Annotated in this window: 12 protein-coding genes and 2 pseudogenes; 8 read left to right on the forward strand and 6 right to left on the reverse strand. The window is 71.4% G+C overall.

What is annotated here, in order from left to right; translation table 11 throughout:
- Positions 1-143: 143 nt before the first annotated feature.
- Complete coding sequence (locus ACFVZW_RS22670; RefSeq protein WP_384524019.1) at positions 144-1,544, reverse strand: MFS transporter; 1,401 nt, start codon at positions 1,542-1,544, stop codon at positions 144-146.
- Positions 1,545-1,651: 107 nt separating this feature from the next.
- Between ACFVZW_RS22670 and ACFVZW_RS22675 the strand changes: the two genes are divergently transcribed.
- Positions 1,652-2,104: a winged helix-turn-helix transcriptional regulator gene (locus tag ACFVZW_RS22675; protein WP_384523979.1), complete on the forward strand. Its 453-nt coding sequence runs from the start codon at positions 1,652-1,654 to the stop codon at positions 2,102-2,104.
- A gap of 24 nt (positions 2,105-2,128) precedes the next feature.
- Here the strand turns inward: ACFVZW_RS22675 and ACFVZW_RS22680 are convergent, their stop codons facing one another.
- Positions 2,129-2,725, reverse strand: coding sequence for a CGNR zinc finger domain-containing protein (locus ACFVZW_RS22680; protein WP_384524022.1), 597 nt, complete (start codon positions 2,723-2,725; stop codon positions 2,129-2,131).
- Positions 2,726-2,767: 42 nt separating this feature from the next.
- Between ACFVZW_RS22680 and ACFVZW_RS22685 the strand changes: the two genes are divergently transcribed.
- On the forward strand, positions 2,768-3,220 hold the full coding sequence (locus ACFVZW_RS22685; protein ID WP_384523982.1) for a VOC family protein: 453 nt from the start codon (positions 2,768-2,770) through the stop codon (positions 3,218-3,220).
- A 3-nt stretch (positions 3,221-3,223) separates the two neighbouring features.
- Here ACFVZW_RS22685 and ACFVZW_RS22690 read toward each other — a convergent pair whose 3' ends face one another.
- On the reverse strand, positions 3,224-3,724 hold the full coding sequence (locus ACFVZW_RS22690; protein ID WP_384523984.1) for a DUF1203 domain-containing protein: 501 nt from the start codon (positions 3,722-3,724) through the stop codon (positions 3,224-3,226).
- A 187-nt stretch (positions 3,725-3,911) separates the two neighbouring features.
- Between ACFVZW_RS22690 and ACFVZW_RS22695 the strand changes: the two genes are divergently transcribed.
- The 3 genes and pseudogenes from ACFVZW_RS22695 (at position 3,912) to ACFVZW_RS22705 (ending at position 7,006) form a co-directional block, all read left to right on the forward strand.
- A complete protein-coding gene (locus tag ACFVZW_RS22695) occupies positions 3,912-5,096 on the forward strand; it encodes an NAD(P)/FAD-dependent oxidoreductase (RefSeq protein ID WP_384523987.1) in 1,185 nt (394 codons plus the stop codon).
- Between the two features lie 51 nt (positions 5,097-5,147).
- Positions 5,148-5,371 (forward strand): annotated as a pseudogene (locus tag ACFVZW_RS22700) (SDR family oxidoreductase); the annotation flags it as partial.
- 330 nt (positions 5,372-5,701) lie between these two features.
- Entirely contained in the window at positions 5,702-7,006 is a 1,305-nt protein-coding gene (locus ACFVZW_RS22705; protein ID WP_384523990.1) for a M28 family metallopeptidase, read from the forward strand.
- A gap of 63 nt (positions 7,007-7,069) precedes the next feature.
- Here the strand turns inward: ACFVZW_RS22705 and ACFVZW_RS22710 are convergent, their stop codons facing one another.
- Both ACFVZW_RS22710 and ACFVZW_RS22715 read right to left on the reverse strand, forming a co-directional pair.
- Complete coding sequence (locus ACFVZW_RS22710) at positions 7,070-8,218, reverse strand: outer membrane lipoprotein carrier protein LolA (protein WP_384523993.1); 1,149 nt, start codon at positions 8,216-8,218, stop codon at positions 7,070-7,072.
- Between the two features lie 128 nt (positions 8,219-8,346).
- Positions 8,347-9,357 carry a polyprenyl synthetase family protein gene (locus ACFVZW_RS22715; RefSeq protein ID WP_384523996.1) on the reverse strand — a complete coding sequence of 337 codons (1,011 nt, stop codon included), beginning with the start codon at positions 9,355-9,357 and terminating at the stop codon, positions 8,347-8,349.
- A 166-nt stretch (positions 9,358-9,523) separates the two neighbouring features.
- On the opposite strand from ACFVZW_RS22715, the pseudogene ACFVZW_RS22720 reads away from it, so the two are divergent.
- Positions 9,524-9,931, forward strand: a pseudogene (locus ACFVZW_RS22720) (MFS transporter); the annotation flags it as partial.
- Between the two features lie 45 nt (positions 9,932-9,976).
- Positions 9,977-11,974, forward strand: a complete 1,998-nt coding sequence (locus ACFVZW_RS22725; protein WP_384523999.1) for a CocE/NonD family hydrolase — start codon at positions 9,977-9,979, stop codon at positions 11,972-11,974.
- Between the two features lie 61 nt (positions 11,975-12,035).
- Here ACFVZW_RS22725 and ACFVZW_RS22730 read toward each other — a convergent pair whose 3' ends face one another.
- Positions 12,036-13,334, reverse strand: a complete 1,299-nt coding sequence (locus ACFVZW_RS22730) for an LPXTG cell wall anchor domain-containing protein (RefSeq protein WP_384524002.1) — start codon at positions 13,332-13,334, stop codon at positions 12,036-12,038.
- Between the two features lie 283 nt (positions 13,335-13,617).
- On the opposite strand from ACFVZW_RS22730, the gene fahA reads away from it, so the two are divergent.
- Entirely contained in the window at positions 13,618-14,844 is a 1,227-nt protein-coding gene (fahA, locus tag ACFVZW_RS22735; protein WP_384524005.1) for a fumarylacetoacetase, read from the forward strand.
- Positions 14,845-14,963: the final 119 nt, after the last annotated feature.

The raw sequence follows: 14,963 nt of genomic DNA on the forward strand, positions 1-14,963 counted from the left end.
CCGAGCACACCACGCCCGCCCCCGCGGGGCCCGGCACCGGGCCCGCCCCCACTACTTCGACCTGCCCCCCACACTCCCCCCCCCCCCCGCCCCCGCCCCGGGTAGCACAACCCCGCGGCCCGGGGCATGCGTGCGTCACGCGGTCAGGAGACGGTGACCTTGGGCGCGGCTTCCGGAACCTCGGGCGGGTGGGCCGCCCCGGGCGCCCGTACGCCGGTCGCCGCGACCGCCGCACCGATCGCCACCATGGCCAGCGGCACCACCAGCGCCGCCCGGAACCCGTCGAGGCCGCCGCCGGCGATCCCGTACACCGCCGTCACCGCCGAGATGCCGACCGCCGAGCCGAACTGCACCGCGGTCGTCAGCAGCCCGCTCGCGAGACCCTGCTCCTCCTCCGCGATGCCGTCGGTGGCGGCGATCGTCAGCGGTCCGTACGCGAGGGCGAAGGCGAGCCCGGTCAGCAGCAGGGTCGGGAACATCGCCGCGTACGACCAGTCCGGGCCGACCGGCAGGAACAGCGCGTACGAGCCGATCGCGAGCACGAACCCGCCGAGGATCACCCGGGCGTTGCCGAACCGCGTCACGAGCCGCGGGGTCAGCGTCGGGGCGAGGATCGCGTCGACGCCCATGACGAGCAGGGCGAACGCGGTCTCCAGGGAGGACCAGCCGCGCAGCTCCTGGAGGTAGAGCGTGGCGACGAACTGGAAGCCGAAGAACGAGCCGACGAACAGCAGCGCCCCGAGGTCGGCCCGGACGGTGGACGCCTTGCGGAGCAGCCCGAGGCGTACGAGCGGGGCGGCGGCCCGGCGTTCGACGGCGACGAAGACCCCGGCGAGGACGAGGCCGGCGGCGGCGACCAGCGCGGTCAGCGGCCAGCCGTCGAGGCCGTGCTCCAGCCGGACGATCCCGAAGGCGAGCAGCAGCATGGCCCCCGCGGCCGTCAGTGCGCCCGCCAGGTCGAAGCCGCCGGCCGCCTTCTCGGGCCGCGCCTCCCTGGGGACCAGCCGCACCGCGGCGAGCAGGACGGCGGCGGCGAGCAGGACCGGTGCGAAGAAGACCCAGCGCCAGCCGAGCTGGGTGAGCAGCCCGCCGATGACGAGTCCGAGGGTGAAGCCTCCGGCGGCCGTTCCCGCGAAGACCAGCAGCGCCTGGTTGCGCTGCGGGCCCTCCTCGTAGGAGGTGGTGATGATCGACATCGCGGCGGGGGTCATGAACGCGGCGGCGACGCCCGTCGCGAAGCGGGCCGTGATCAGCATCCAGCCCTCGGTCGCGAAGCCGCCGAGACCGGAGAAGAGCAGGAAGACGGTGAGCCAGCCGAGGAACATCCGGCGGCGGCCGAGGAGGTCGGCGGCGCGCCCCCCGAGGAGGGTGAAGCCGGCGTAGCCGAGGACGTACGCCGACATCACCCAGGCCGCGGTGCCGGTGGACAGGTCCAGATCGGATCTGATGCTCGGCACCGCCACGGCGAGCATGGCGACGTCGATGCCCTCCAGGAAGATCGTTCCGCAGAGGACGAGGAGGAGGGCCCAGGCGCGTGCGGGCATGGATGCGGACATGGCTGCCTCCAGGCAGGAAGGGGGAGGGGTGGTTACCGGCCAGAGGGTCGGTTCTCTCTTGTAACCACCTGCATCCTGCGGCAGCATTCGATGCCATGGAAGAAGGCACTTTGAAGTCACCGAGTCACTGCGAAGTCACCTACGCCGAGGGACAGGAGGGCGACACGGATCCCTTCCAGTGGGACACACGGGAGGACTGCGAGGTGCGCCAGATCCTCGACCGGGTCGCCGACAAGTGGTCCTTGCTGGTCATCGCCCTGCTCGACCGCCGCAAGCTGCGCTTCACGGAGCTGCGGCGGGAGATCGACGGGATCAGCCAGCGGATGCTGACGGTCACGCTGCGCCAGTTGGAGCGGGACGGCCTGGTGAAGCGGACGGTGCATCCGGTGGTGCCGCCGCGCGTGGAGTACGAACTGACGCCGCTGGGTGGGACCTTGCACACGACGATCCGCTCGCTCGTGACATGGACGGAGCACCACCAGAACGAGATCGCGGCGGCGCGCGAGGCGTACGACGCGAAGGAGGCGGCGGAGGCGGCCGCGGTCTGACCCGGAGCGCGGCGACTCAGGGCTCTACGGCAGCGCGGCCTCTCCCTCGCCGTGAGCGCGGGCCCGGTGCGCCCGCACCTTGTGCCGGTTGCCGCAGCGCTCCATGGCGCACCAACGGCGGCGCCCGGGGCGGGAGGTGTCGACGAACAGCAGGGCGCAGTCGTCGGCGCCGCATTCGCGGATCCGGTCGGCGTGGGGGCCGGTGAACAGGTCGACGGCGTCGCGGGCGACCATCGAGAGCAGGGCGGTCGCGGTGGCCCCCGGAGCCCAGGCATGCGCCCCGGCGGCGGTCATGCGCGGGACGAGCGGCGGCCGGGCCGCGGCCTCGTTGACGAGGGCGAGGCCCTCCGGCGCACAGGCATGGCCGTTCGTACGGGCGTGCGCGAGCCCCCACAGGGCGTCCCGCACCTCCCGTACCCGCGCCAGCTCGCGCGCCGTGACCGTCACGTCGAGATCGGGCCCGAGCCGGCACCGCCGGACCCAGTCCCGCAGCCCCTCCGCCGAGTCGAGGACCTCGAACCGCGCGGCCACCGGCCCGGGACCCCCTGTGAGCAGCAGCTCCAGACAGAGCGCGCCCGCGTCGAAGCGGAACACCTGTCCATCGGGGTGAATCAGGGTCATGCCGGTTGTGTCCTGGATCACGAAACCACTATAACTGGTTACATGACCGCACTCCATTGGAAGCTCGTGATCGACGCCGCCGACCCGCACGCGCAGGCCGCGTTCTGGGCCGGCGCCCTCGGCTATCTGGAGGAGGACAACAGCGCCCACATCAAGCGCCTTCTCGACCTCGGCGCGCTCCCGCCCGACCTGACCGTCACGGTCTCCGGCCGTCTCGCCTTCCGCGATCTGATCGCCGTGCGCCATCCGGACGACCCCTACGAGGAGGCGACCGGCATCGGCCATGGCCGCCGGATCCTCTTCCAGCGCGTCCCGGAGCGGAAGACCGTCAAGAACCGCCTGCATCCCGACCTCCACGTGGCCCCGGGCACCCGGGACACCGAGGTCGAGCGCCTGGAGGCCCTGGGCGCCTCCGTCCTGCGCCGGGTGGAGGAGCCTGGGGGCGCGTGGGTGGTCATGACGGACCCGGAGGGCAACGAGTTCTGCGTGCAGTGACGTTCAGGCGCGCCGCACCTCGAACTGGAAGCAGCCGTACTCGACGGCCCTGACGTGCACGAGCGCCACCTGGGGGTCGGCGAACGCCTCCGCGAAGGCCTTGTCGAAGCCCTCGGTCGCCTCGGCCGGGATCTCCAGGAGCCGGCCGCCGACGATCCGCCCCTCGGAGTCGTAGCGGCGCAGGGTGCGCAGAGCGCCGGGCCGGTCGAAGGGGTACGCCTCCGGGCCGGCCGCCGGCCCGGCGCACTCCTCCGCGTGGATGAAGACCGGCCCCTGCTCGTCGTACGCCCCGGGTGCCGCCCCGGTCTCGGCGGCCCAGCGGCGCAGCGGCGCGTACGAGACGAGCGCGATCCTCTCCCCTTCCGAGAAGGGCCGCAGACAGCAGCGCAGCGGGCTCCCGCCCTCGGTGGCGGTGTACGGGACACAGGGCTGCCCGGCGTCGTCCACGGCCCGGAGTTCGGCGAGGGCGGCGGGCTCGATGGGGCATGCGGTGTAGGTGGTCATGGGCCCAGCCTCACGCGCCCGCCCGGGACGCGCTGGCGGCATTCGGACGCCGTGTTCCGGGTGAGGGGCGCCCCTGCGTGGTGATCCGGCTCACATATGCGCCGATCCGGCTCACCGATGTCACAACCGTCGGCCGCGCGGTGTCTTGAGGGCGAAGGGCGAACACACCGGAAGCGGAGGAGACACCATGACCAGGAACACGAAGGTTGTCGTGATCGGCGGCGGATACTCCGGCGTGATGGCGGCCAATCGCCTGACCCGGCGCGACGACGTGACCGTGACGCTGATCAACCCGCGCGCCACGTTCGTCGAGCGGATCCGCCTGCACCAGCTGGTGGGAGGGTCCGACGACGCGATCGTCGAGTACCGCAAGGTCCTGGCCGAGGGCGTCGGACGGGTCGTCGACAGCGTGACCCGGATCGACGCGGCCGAGCGCAGCCTGGTCCTGGAGACCGGCGGCACGGTCGACTACGACTACCTGGTCTACGCGGTGGGCAGCGGCAGCGCCGACCCGCGCGTGCCCGGAGCCGCCGAGTTCGCCTACCCGATCGCCGGTCTGGAGGAGGCCGAGCGGCTGCGGTCGGTCGTCGAGGCCGCGTCGGCCGCCGTGACCGTCGTCGGAGGCGGTCCGAGCGGCATCGAGACCGCCGCCGAGCTGGCGGAGACGGGCCGCACGGTGACTCTGGTGTGCGGCGACGTCCTCGGTCCGTATCTGCACCCCCGGGGCCGGCGCTCGGTCGCCGGGCGGATGGCCGCACTCGGTGTGACCGTGATCGAGGGCCCCGGGGCGAAGGTGACGGCGGTGACGCGCGATGCCGTGCGGCTCGCCGACGGCCGCGAGCTGCCGAGCCAGGTGACCGTCTGGACCGCCGGGTTCGGCGTGCCGGACCTGGCCGCGCGCAGCGGGCTGAGCACCGACGCCCTGGGCCGCCTGCTCACGGACGAGACGCTGACGAGCGTGGACGACGAACGCATCGTCGCCGCCGGGGACTCGGCGGCCCCGTCGGACCTGCCGTTCCGGATGGGCTGCCAGTCCGCGGTCCAGCTGGGCCCGCAGGCCGCCGAGACCGTACTCAGCCGGATCGCGGGTGAGCGGCCCGCCCCCGTCGACGTGGGGTTCGCCGGCCAGTGCATCAGCCTGGGGCGCCGTTTCGGCGTCTTCCAGGTCTCCCACAAGGACGACACCCCGAAGAAGCTCTACCTCGGCGGGCGCCCGGGCGCCAAGCTCAAGGAGCTCATCTGCAAGAGCACCGTCTGGCAGCTGGGGTACGAGGCGCGCAAGCCCGGTGCGCGCACCTGGTGGGCCAAGGACGACAAGCGCCAGGAGCTGCTCCTCGCCAGGCACGACGAGGCGCCGGCCACCCTCAGTTGACCTCGACCGCGGTTGAGCTCCTACCGTCGCCGCGACGAAGGGAGTTCGACCATGACGACATTGGTGACGGGTGCCACGGGGAACACCGGCCGGCACGTGGTGGCGGAGCTGGTCCGCCGAGGAGAGCGGGTACGGGCACTGACACGGGATCCGGCCGGGGCCGCGGGACGGTTACCGGCCGGGTGGAGCCGGTGGCCGGGACACACACGGCGCCGGAGGGCCTGGACGCCGCCCTCGACGGCGTCAGCCGGCTGCACATCACGGTGACGGCGGGGCTCGCCGAGGGTCGACACCGTGGAGCGGGTCACCGGGCGCCCGGCGCGCACGTTCACCCGATGGGCGGCCGAGCACGCGGACCGCTTCCAGCGCCTTCGGACGTCGGACTCGTCGTCGAGAACGCCCGGTCGGCGGGGCCGTCCGATGAGCGAACGCCCCTGACCGGTTTCCGCTCTTGACGGCGAGTCACCTTCGCACTGAACATTCAGCACGCACAGACGTACGTCGCACAATCGCACCATGCACAGCTCCAGCGCCTCGTGGCTCCCAAGCCGCGGGGCGTCTCGCACGTTTCCGTCCCATCCCCGTTCGGAATCCGGAGCCCCCACATGAAGTTCTCCGTGCCCAGACGCGCCGCCGCGCTCTCCGCCGTCGCCGCGCTCGCCCTCGCCGGGTTCACCGGCGCTTCCGCGAACGCGGCTCCCTCAGCGGCCGCCGCGCCCGACATCCCGCTCGCCAACGTCAAGCAGCACCTCACCGACCTCCAGTCGATCGCCTCCGCCAACGGCGGCAACCGCGCCCACGGCCGTACCGGCTACAAGGCGTCCATCGACTTCGTGAAGGCCAAGCTGGACGCGGCCGGATACACCACCACCGTCCAGCAGTTCACCTCCAGCGGCGCCACCGGCTACAACCTGATAGCCGACTGGCCGGGCGGTGACCCGAACCAGGTCCTCATGGCCGGAGCGCACCTCGACTCCGTCACCTCCGGCGCCGGCATCAACGACAACGGCTCCGGTTCCGCCGCCGTCCTCGAGACCGCGCTCGCCGTCTCCCGGGCGGGCTTCCAGCCCACGAAGCATCTCCGCTTCGGCTGGTGGGGCGCCGAGGAGCTCGGTCTCGTCGGCTCGAAGTACTACGTGAACAACCTGCCGACGGCCGAGCGCTCCAAGGTCTCCGGCTACCTGAACTTCGACATGATCGGCTCGCCGAACCCGGGCTACTTCGTCTACGACGACGACCCGACGATCGAGCAGACCTTCAAGGACTACTTCGCCGGCCTCGGCGTGCCCACCGAGATCGAGACCGAGGGCGACGGCCGCTCCGACCACGCCTCGTTCAAGAACGTCGGCATCCCCGTCGGCGGTCTGTTCACCGGTGCCAGCCGGGTGAAGTCCAGCGCCCAGGTGCAGAAGTGGGGCGGCACGGCCACGGCCTTCGACCGCTGCTACCACTCCTCCTGCGACTCGACGTCGAACATCAACGACACCGCCCTCGACCGCAACAGCGACGCCGTCGCCCACGCGATCTGGACGCTGTCGGCCGGTACGACCACCCCGCCGCCCGGCAAGGTCTTCGAGAACGCGGCCGACGTGTCGATCCCGGACAACGGCGCCGCGGTGACCTCCACGGTCGACGTCACCGGCATCACGGGCAACGCGCCCTCCGCCCTCAAGGTCGACGTGAACATCGTCCACACCTACCGCGGTGACCTCGTCGTCGACCTCGTCGCCCCCGACGGGTCGGTCTACAACGTGCACAACCGCTCCGGCGGCAGCGCCGACAACATCGTCCAGACCTACACCGTGAACGCCTCCTCGGAGGTCGCCAACGGCGCCTGGAAGCTCCGCGTCCAGGACCGGGCCGCGCAGGACACGGGCTACATCAACAGCTTCAAGCTGACGTTCCCGTAACAGCAGAACTCCCGGGTGGGTCGGTGACCATCGCCCCCGACCCGCCCGGGGTCCCAACGCGCCCTACTTCGCGGCGTTCGCCGCGTCCACGAGCGCGTCCTTCGTGACCGCGCCGGCGTACACCTTGCCGTCGTCCGTCATCAGCACGTTGACGATCTTCGTCTTGAAGACCGTGCCCGAACCGAACTTCCCGGTGACCTTGTCCCCGAGGGCGTCCAGGAAGCCCTGGACCTCCTTCGGGGCCTCGTCCGTCTTCGGGGCGGCGGCGCCGGTGTCGAACGTCGCGATCGAGGTCCAGCCCTCGCCGATCACGTTCGGTCCCTCGCCGGCGCCGAGGTCCCCAAGGCCGCCGAACTGCTTCCCGAACTCCTTCCCCAAGTGCTCGGGGGCCTTCTCGTTCTCCGGCCCGCCCTCCGTCACCTTGGCGCCCTTCGGCGCCTTGAAGTCGAACGTCGACGCCGCCGGCTTGCCGAAGTCGACCTTCGTGAAGCCCGCGTCGACCACCGGCTTGCCGCCGTCGACCGAGGCAAGGGTGAACTTCAGCGGGGTGCCGTTCTGCGCGTCCACCGCGACCTTCACCGACTCGACCATCGAGCCGCTCTGCTTCGGCTTGATGACGAGCTGGTACGCGTCGCGGCCGGCCACCTTCGCCGTGCCGCCCACCGTGATCGACGTGGTGCCGTCCGCGGCCTTCAGGATCTCGTCGGCGAGCTCCTTCGGTGTGGCCGGAAGCTCCTTCTCCGGCGCCTTGCCGGCCCCGTCCGTCTTCTCGTGGAAGACCTCGTTCGACTTGCTGTCGTAGCCCCACACGTCGTCGCCGTTGTGGATGAGGCTGTACTCGTCCGAGCCGTCCAGGATCGTCAGCTTCTGCCGGTCCGGGCCGTCGGCGGCCACGCGCAGCGTGTGCGTGCCCGAGACGAGCTGCGTCAGCTTCTCCTGCGGGTCCGCGGAAGCGGAGCCCGAGCCGCCGCCGAGCGAGCCGGCCAGGCCCGCCACCGACGGCAGGCCCAGGTCGGTGCTCACCTTGAACGTGCCGGAGAGCGTCTGCGTCTCCGACGCGGCGATCTTCTCGATCAGCTGCTGGGCCGTGATCTCCGGCAGGTCCGGGTCGCCGGACGCCGCGAGAGCCGGTACGAGCCCGATGGTCGCAGCGGCCACTCCGGCCACCGCGACCGGGACGATGTAGCGGCTCGCCTTACGGTTGTCTGCCATGGTCTGTCCCTACCTCCGTGGTCGATGACTCCATCTGACCAAAGACGGAAGGCGGAATCGTCAGCCCCCGGGCGCAACCTGGCGTACTGCTGAGGGATGACCCGACCCTGAGAGTCCCTGGGCAGGACCTAGCCCGCGCGGTGGACCACCGCGTCGCAAAGTTCCTGCAGAGCCGACTTGGCGTACCCCTCGGGCAGCGGGGCCAGCATCGTCCGCGCCTCCTCGGCGTAGCGCACGGTGTCCCGGCGGGCCTGCTCCAGGGCGGGGTGGACGCGCAGCCGCCGCAGGGCCTCCGCGTGGCGTGCGTCGTCGCTGAGGTCGCTGTCGACGAGCTCGACCAGCTCCACGTCCTCCGGGCGCCCGTGGGCCGCCGCGGCGGCGCGCAGGTGGAGCACCGGCAGGGTCGGGATGCCTTCGCGCAGGTCCGTGCCGGGGGTCTTGCCGGACTCGTGGGAGTCGGAGGCGATGTCGAGGACGTCGTCGGCGAGCTGGAAGGCGACGCCGAGGCGCTCGCCGTACTGGGTGAGGATGTCGACGACGCTCTCGTCCGCGCCGGACATCATCGCGCCGAAGCGGCAGGAGACGGCGACGAGCGAGCCGGTCTTGCCGCCGAGGACGTCGAGATAGTGGTCGACGGGGTCGCGGTCGCCCTGCGGGCCCGCGGTCTCCAGGATCTGGCCGGTGACCAGACGTTCGAACGCCTCCGACTGGATGCGTACGGCCTCGGGTCCGAGGTCCGCCAGCGTGTGCGAGGCGCGGGCGAAGAGGAAGTCACCCGTCAGGACGGCGATCGAGTTGCCCCATCGGGTGTTCGCGGAGTCGACGCCGCGCCGCACGTCCGCCTCGTCCATGACGTCGTCGTGGTAGAGCGTGGCGAGGTGGGTGAGCTCGACGACGACGGCCGAGGGCACGACGCCCGGCGCGTACGGGTCACCGAACTGGGCGGCGAGCATCACGAGCAGCGGCCTGAAGCGCTTGCCGCCCGCCAGGACGAGATGCTGCGCGGCCTCCGTGATGAAGGGGATCTCGCTCTTGGTGGCGTCGAGGAGCCCTGCCTCCACGGCCGCCAATCCGGTCTGGACATCGGCCTCAAGAGCCTGGTCCCGCACGCTAAGACCGAACGGCCCGACGACGGTCACGAGGGGGTCTCCTGTCTGCTGACGCCTGCTGACGATCACACGGATTGTCGATGTGTCGCTCGATTCACTCAAGTCAGCGTATCCGGTCGCCTTTCGATCACCATGGGCGCCTTCCCGCCACCCCCGGTATGTTCGTGATCAGCTCATACGACCAGGAGTAGGCGCTTTGTCCCGAACAGTGATCGATTCCGAGACGAACGGCGAGCAAGCGCCACCCGAAGACGATCATGCCTTCTTCGGCCGGGCGAAGGGTCCTCTCACCCTCTCGGGCCTGGAGGTCCAGGAGCGATTCTCCTTCCTCGGGATGCAGGCGGTCCTCGTCCTCTCCTTCGCCGACACGGTCGCGAGCGACGGCCTCGGCACGGATCCCGGCACGTCCGCCTCCGTCGCGGCCGCGTACGGCACCCTGGTCCATCCGGTGTCCGTCGCCGGCGGCCGGCTCGCCGGCCGCCAGGGCTTCCGCCGGGGCTTCTCGGCCGCCGCCATCGGCATGGCCTTCGGCCTGCTCCAGTACGTCCTCGGCCGCCGTCACCTGGCCGGGCGCAAGCACGCGGCCGAGTTCGCCCTCGCGCCCTGGCTGCGCCGCACCATGCACCCCGTCCACTGAGGTTGGTCCGCCATGCGCATCCGTACCGATTTCCCGTACGAGACGACCCACGAAGATGTCCGGATCCCGCTCCCCGACAAGACGAAGCTCTACGCCCGGATCTGGCGGCCGGTCACCGACGAGCCCGTCCCGGCCCTCCTGGAGTACCTGCCGTACCGCCTCACCGACTGGACGGCGCCCCGCGACTGGCAGCGCCACCCCTGGTACGCCGGGCACGGCTACGCCTCCGTACGCGTCGACGTGCGCGGGCACGGCAACAGCGAGGGGCTGCCGGGCGACGAGTACGACGCCGTCGAGCTGGCCGACGGCGTGGCGGTGGTGGACTGGCTCGCCGAGCAGCCCTGGTGCACGGGGAAGGTCGGCATGTTCGGCATCTCCTGGGGCGGATTCAACTCGCTCCGGATCGCCGCGCTCGCCCCGGAACCGCTGAAGGCGATCGTCACCGTCTGCTCGACCGACGACCGGTACGACAACGACGTCCACTACATGGGCGGCTCCGTCCTCGCCGTGGACATGCACGCCTGGGCGGCCACCATGCTCGCCTTCGTCGCCCGGCCGCCGGACCCGCGGTACGTGGGCGAGGAGTGGCGCGAGATGTGGCTGCGGCGCCTGGAGGCGGTGGACCCGTTCATCCACACCTGGCTCGCCCACCAGACGCGCGACGCGTACTGGAGGCACGGCAGCGTCTGCGAGGACTACGGGGCGATCCGGGCGGCCGTCCTGGCCGTGGGCGGCTGGCACGACCCGTACCGGGACACCGTGCTGCGGCTGGTGGAGCACCTCCCCCAGGACCGGGTGCGCGGGATCATCGGCCCCTGGTCGCACCAGTACCCGGACCGCGGTCTGCCGCCGGGCCCGGCGATCGGCTTCCTCCAGGAGACCCTGCGCTGGTGGGACCACCACCTCAAGGGCACGGACAACGACGTGATGGCGGAGCCGCTGCTGCGTTCCTGGATCAGCGAGTCCCACCCGCCGGCCACCGTCTACGCCGAGCTGCCGGGCCGCTGGGTCGCCGACCCCGCCTGGCCGTCCCCGAACGTCACCCCCGTGACGTACGCCTTCCAGGGCGAGCCGGTGCTCGTCGACTCCCCCCAGCAGACCGGCCTGGACGCGGGCCGCTTCTTCCCCTTCGGCAACGACGCCGACCTGCCGCCCGACCAGCGCGACGAGGACGCCCATTCGGCCTGCTTCGACTTCGTGGTCCCGGAGGACGGCGCACCGATCGAGATCCTGGGCCGGCCCCGGGTGAGCCTGTCGCTGCGCGCCGCCGCGCCGACGGGGCAGGTGATCGCCCGCCTCTGCGACATCGCTCCGGACGGCTCCTCGACGCTCGTCACACGGGGCGTGCTGAACCTCTCCGCCCGCTACGGCCGGGACCGCGCGGTGGAGGCGCAGCTCGGCGAGGCGGAGGACCACGTCTTCGAGCTGAACGGCATCGGCCACACCTTCCCGCCCGGCCACCGGGTCCGGCTCGCGGTCTCCTCCGCGTACTGGCCGTGGATCTGGCCCCAGCCCGACGCGGCGGGCTTCACGCTCGACCCGGCCGCCTCGAACCTGACGCTCCCGGTCCGCCGGCACACGGACGACGCGGTGGAGTGGGAGGAGCCGGAGCAGTCCGAAGCGCTGGGCGTCGTGATCCCGGCGACCCTGGAGGAACCCCGCCCGGAACGGATGGTGGTGCGGGACGTGGCCAAGGGCGAGTGGCGGCTGGAGGTCGACCCCCGGTACGGCGGCACGCGGGTCTATCCGGACGGCCTGGAATCCACCGAGGAGGCCCTGGAGACGTACACGATCACCGAGGACGATCCCCTCTCCGCCCGTACCCGCTCGGACTGGTCGATCCGACTGCACCGCCCGGAGTCGGCGTGGAACGTCACGGTCGACTCGCGTTCGGAGATCTCCTGCGACGCGGACGTATTCGTCACGTCGAACGAGGTGGTGTGCAAAGAGGGCGGGGAGGTCCTCTTCCACCGGACGTGGGAGAAACGGATTCCGCGGACGGCGGGATGAACGGGAAAGGAAAGGGGCTCGCATTCCGGAACGGAATTCGAGCCCCTTATGACACCAGGTGTCAGGCGTCGGCGCCGGCCTTGCGGCGACGGACGACGAACATCGCACCGGCACCGAGGACGACGGCCGCGGCGCCCGCGAGGGCGATCTGCGGAACGGCGTCGTTCGAACCGGTCTTGGCGAGCGAACCGTCGGTGGAACCGGTGGTTCCGCCGTTCACCGGGGTGGTGGAGGTGCCGCCCTGCCCGGTGGTGTTGCTGTTGCCGGGCTTGCCCTTGGCGTCGTCCACCTTGCCCGGGTTGCTGCCCTTGGCCAGGATGGCGAACTCGTAGTACTCCAGGTCCGGAGTGCCACCGCAGGACTCGTCGTTGTTCCAGTAGTCACCGGCGACGAACGCCGCGCCCTGGCCGGCCGGGGTCTTCGCGTCGAGCTTCAGCCGCAGCTTCACGTCGGTGGAGGACTTGGCGTTCAGCGAGCCGACGAACAGGCTCTCGCCCGGGTCGACGTCCTGCCACTTCGAGTTGGCCGCGGTGGACCACTCGAGGTCGAGGTACTTGTCGAGCTCCTTGAGGCCCTTCTCGTCGAAGGCGTGGACGGCGGCGAACGGGTACACCTCGTCCATCTTCTTGTCGGTGCCGTTGGTGACGCGCAGCGTGAAGTTCACGGTGGTGCCGGCGACGACCCTCTCGGGCAGGCCGTGGACGACGGTGGTGAACTTCGCCTCCGGGACGCACTCCTCGCCCGGCTCCTCGCCCTCCTCGGCCTCGGCGTCGGCGAGCGCCTTCTCGGCGGCCTTGAGGGTCTTGAGGGCCTCGTCCTTGGCCAGGCGCTTCGTCTCGATCGTGCGAACACCATCGACGCGCGCGTCCTCGAGAGCCTCCTGGGTCTCCGTCGCCTTGGTGTCGGCGGTGGTCTTCGCGGTGGCGGCGGTCGCGGCCGCGGCCTTGGCGTCGTCGACGTCCTTCTGCGCGGCAGCCTTCTCCGCGTCGGTGGCGGTCCCGGGCAGGGCCGCGAGCGCCGCCTCGGTCTCGGTCACCTTGGCGTCGGCGTCGGTCTTCGCGGTGGCGGCGGCCGCAGCCGCCTTCTTCGCGTCGTCGCGAGCGACCGCGAGCGGGTGGTCGGCCTTGCCGAGTGCGTCGAACGCCTTCTCGGCGTCGTTGTAGGCGACGACCGCGACGTCGTACGCCTTCTGCGCGGCGGCGGCCGCGAGCTTCAGCTGCTCGATCGTCGGCTTCTGGTCCTGCGTCTGCGCCGGCGCGGCCGGCTTGTTGTCGGCGAACGCCGGGGCGGCCGAGAGGAAGACGACGGGCGTCGTCACGGCGGCGGCCACGGCCGTCGCGAGAATGCGGCGAATCTTCAAGGCGGACCTTTTCTGGTCGAACGAAGATGAAAGAAATGGGAGTCGCGCCTGCGGGGACCTCACGCGGCACGACGTTGTCGAGATCGTATGACCCGAATAAGGCTCTGGAGAAGGGGGAATTGAACGCGCTCAGTCACACAGCCGCCCCACAGGAGGCATAAAGGACGCGAACATGGACAGTTGTGCACGGAGGCCCCACTTTCTGTGTGACCCATGTCATCCGCGCCGAGCGGCCCGCCCCGTAACGTGTCCCCCACACCCGTGGAAAGCGAGGCAAGCACCGATGCCCGAGCAGTCCCCGCTCGACCTCGCCGAAGGCGATCCCTTCGGCCCGCACAACCTTCCGTACGGCGTCTTCTCCACCGCCGACGAGCCCGACCGGCGGAGGGTCGGCGTCCGCATCGGCGGTCATGTCCTCGACGCGGGAGCCGCGGCGCACGCCCTCGGGTCCCCCTACGCCGCGCTGCTCGCGCAGCCCAGCCTCAACCCGCTGCTGGCCGCCGGACGGACCGCCTGGCGCGATGTGCGCCGCGCGCTGACCGCCTGGGTGACCGTGCCCGCCCACCGGCCGGACATAGAGCCCCTGCTGCACCCGCTGGACTCGGTCACGATGCACCTGCCGTACGAGGTCGCGGACTACGTCGACTTCTACGCGAGCGAGCACCACGCCACCAACGTCGGCCACATCTTCCGCCCCGACGGCGACGCGCTCACGCCGAACTGGAAGCACCTGCCGATCGGTTACCACGGTCGCGCGGGCACGGTCGTGGTCTCCGGCACCGATGTCGTACGCCCCTCCGGGCAGCGCAAGGCACCCACGGACCCGGCGCCCGTCTTCGGCCCCTCGGTGAAGCTGGACATCGAGGCGGAGGTCGGCTTCGTCGTCGGCACCCCCTCCGCGCACGGCACGCCGGTCCCGCTCGGCGACTTCCGTGAGCACGTCTTCGGGCTCACGCTCCTCAACGACTGGTCGGCGCGGGACATCCAGGCCTGGGAGTACGTGCCGCTCGGCCCCTTCCTCGGCAAGTCGTTCGCGACGTCCGTCTCCGCCTGGGTGACCCCCCTGGAGGCCCTGGACGCGGCCCGTACCGCGCCGCCTGCCCGGGACTTCGACCTGCTGCCGTACCTGGACGACTCCGCCGACGAGGAGCTCGGCGGCTTCGACCTGCGGATCACGGTCGAGATCAACGGCGAGGTCGTCTCGGAACCGCCGTTCGCCACGATGTACTGGACGGCCGCCCAGCAGCTCGCCCACATGACGGTCAACGGAGCGTCGCTGCGGACCGGTGACCTGTACGGCTCCGGCACGGTCTCGGGCCCCGAGGTGCACCAGCGCGGCTCGCTGCTGGAGCTGACGTGGAACGGCCGCGACGCGCTCGAACTCCCCACCGGGAAGCGGACGTTCCTGGAGGACGGCGACGTGGTCACGCTCACCGCGTGGGCGCCGGGCCCGGACGGTACGCAGGTCGCGCTCGGCGAGGTGACCGGCCGGATCGTTCCGGCGCCGTAGCCCCGCACAGACGTCAGGGCCCGGCCCCCGCGCGAGCGGGGACCGGTCCCTGACGTCGTCGGAACGGACTACCGCCAGAAACCGCTCGCCGTGCCCGCAAGGTCCCGGAATTACGGCGG

The sequence above is a fragment of the Streptomyces sp. NPDC059567 genome (assembly GCF_042735655.1).
GTDB lineage: Bacteria > Actinomycetota > Actinomycetes > Streptomycetales > Streptomycetaceae > Streptomyces.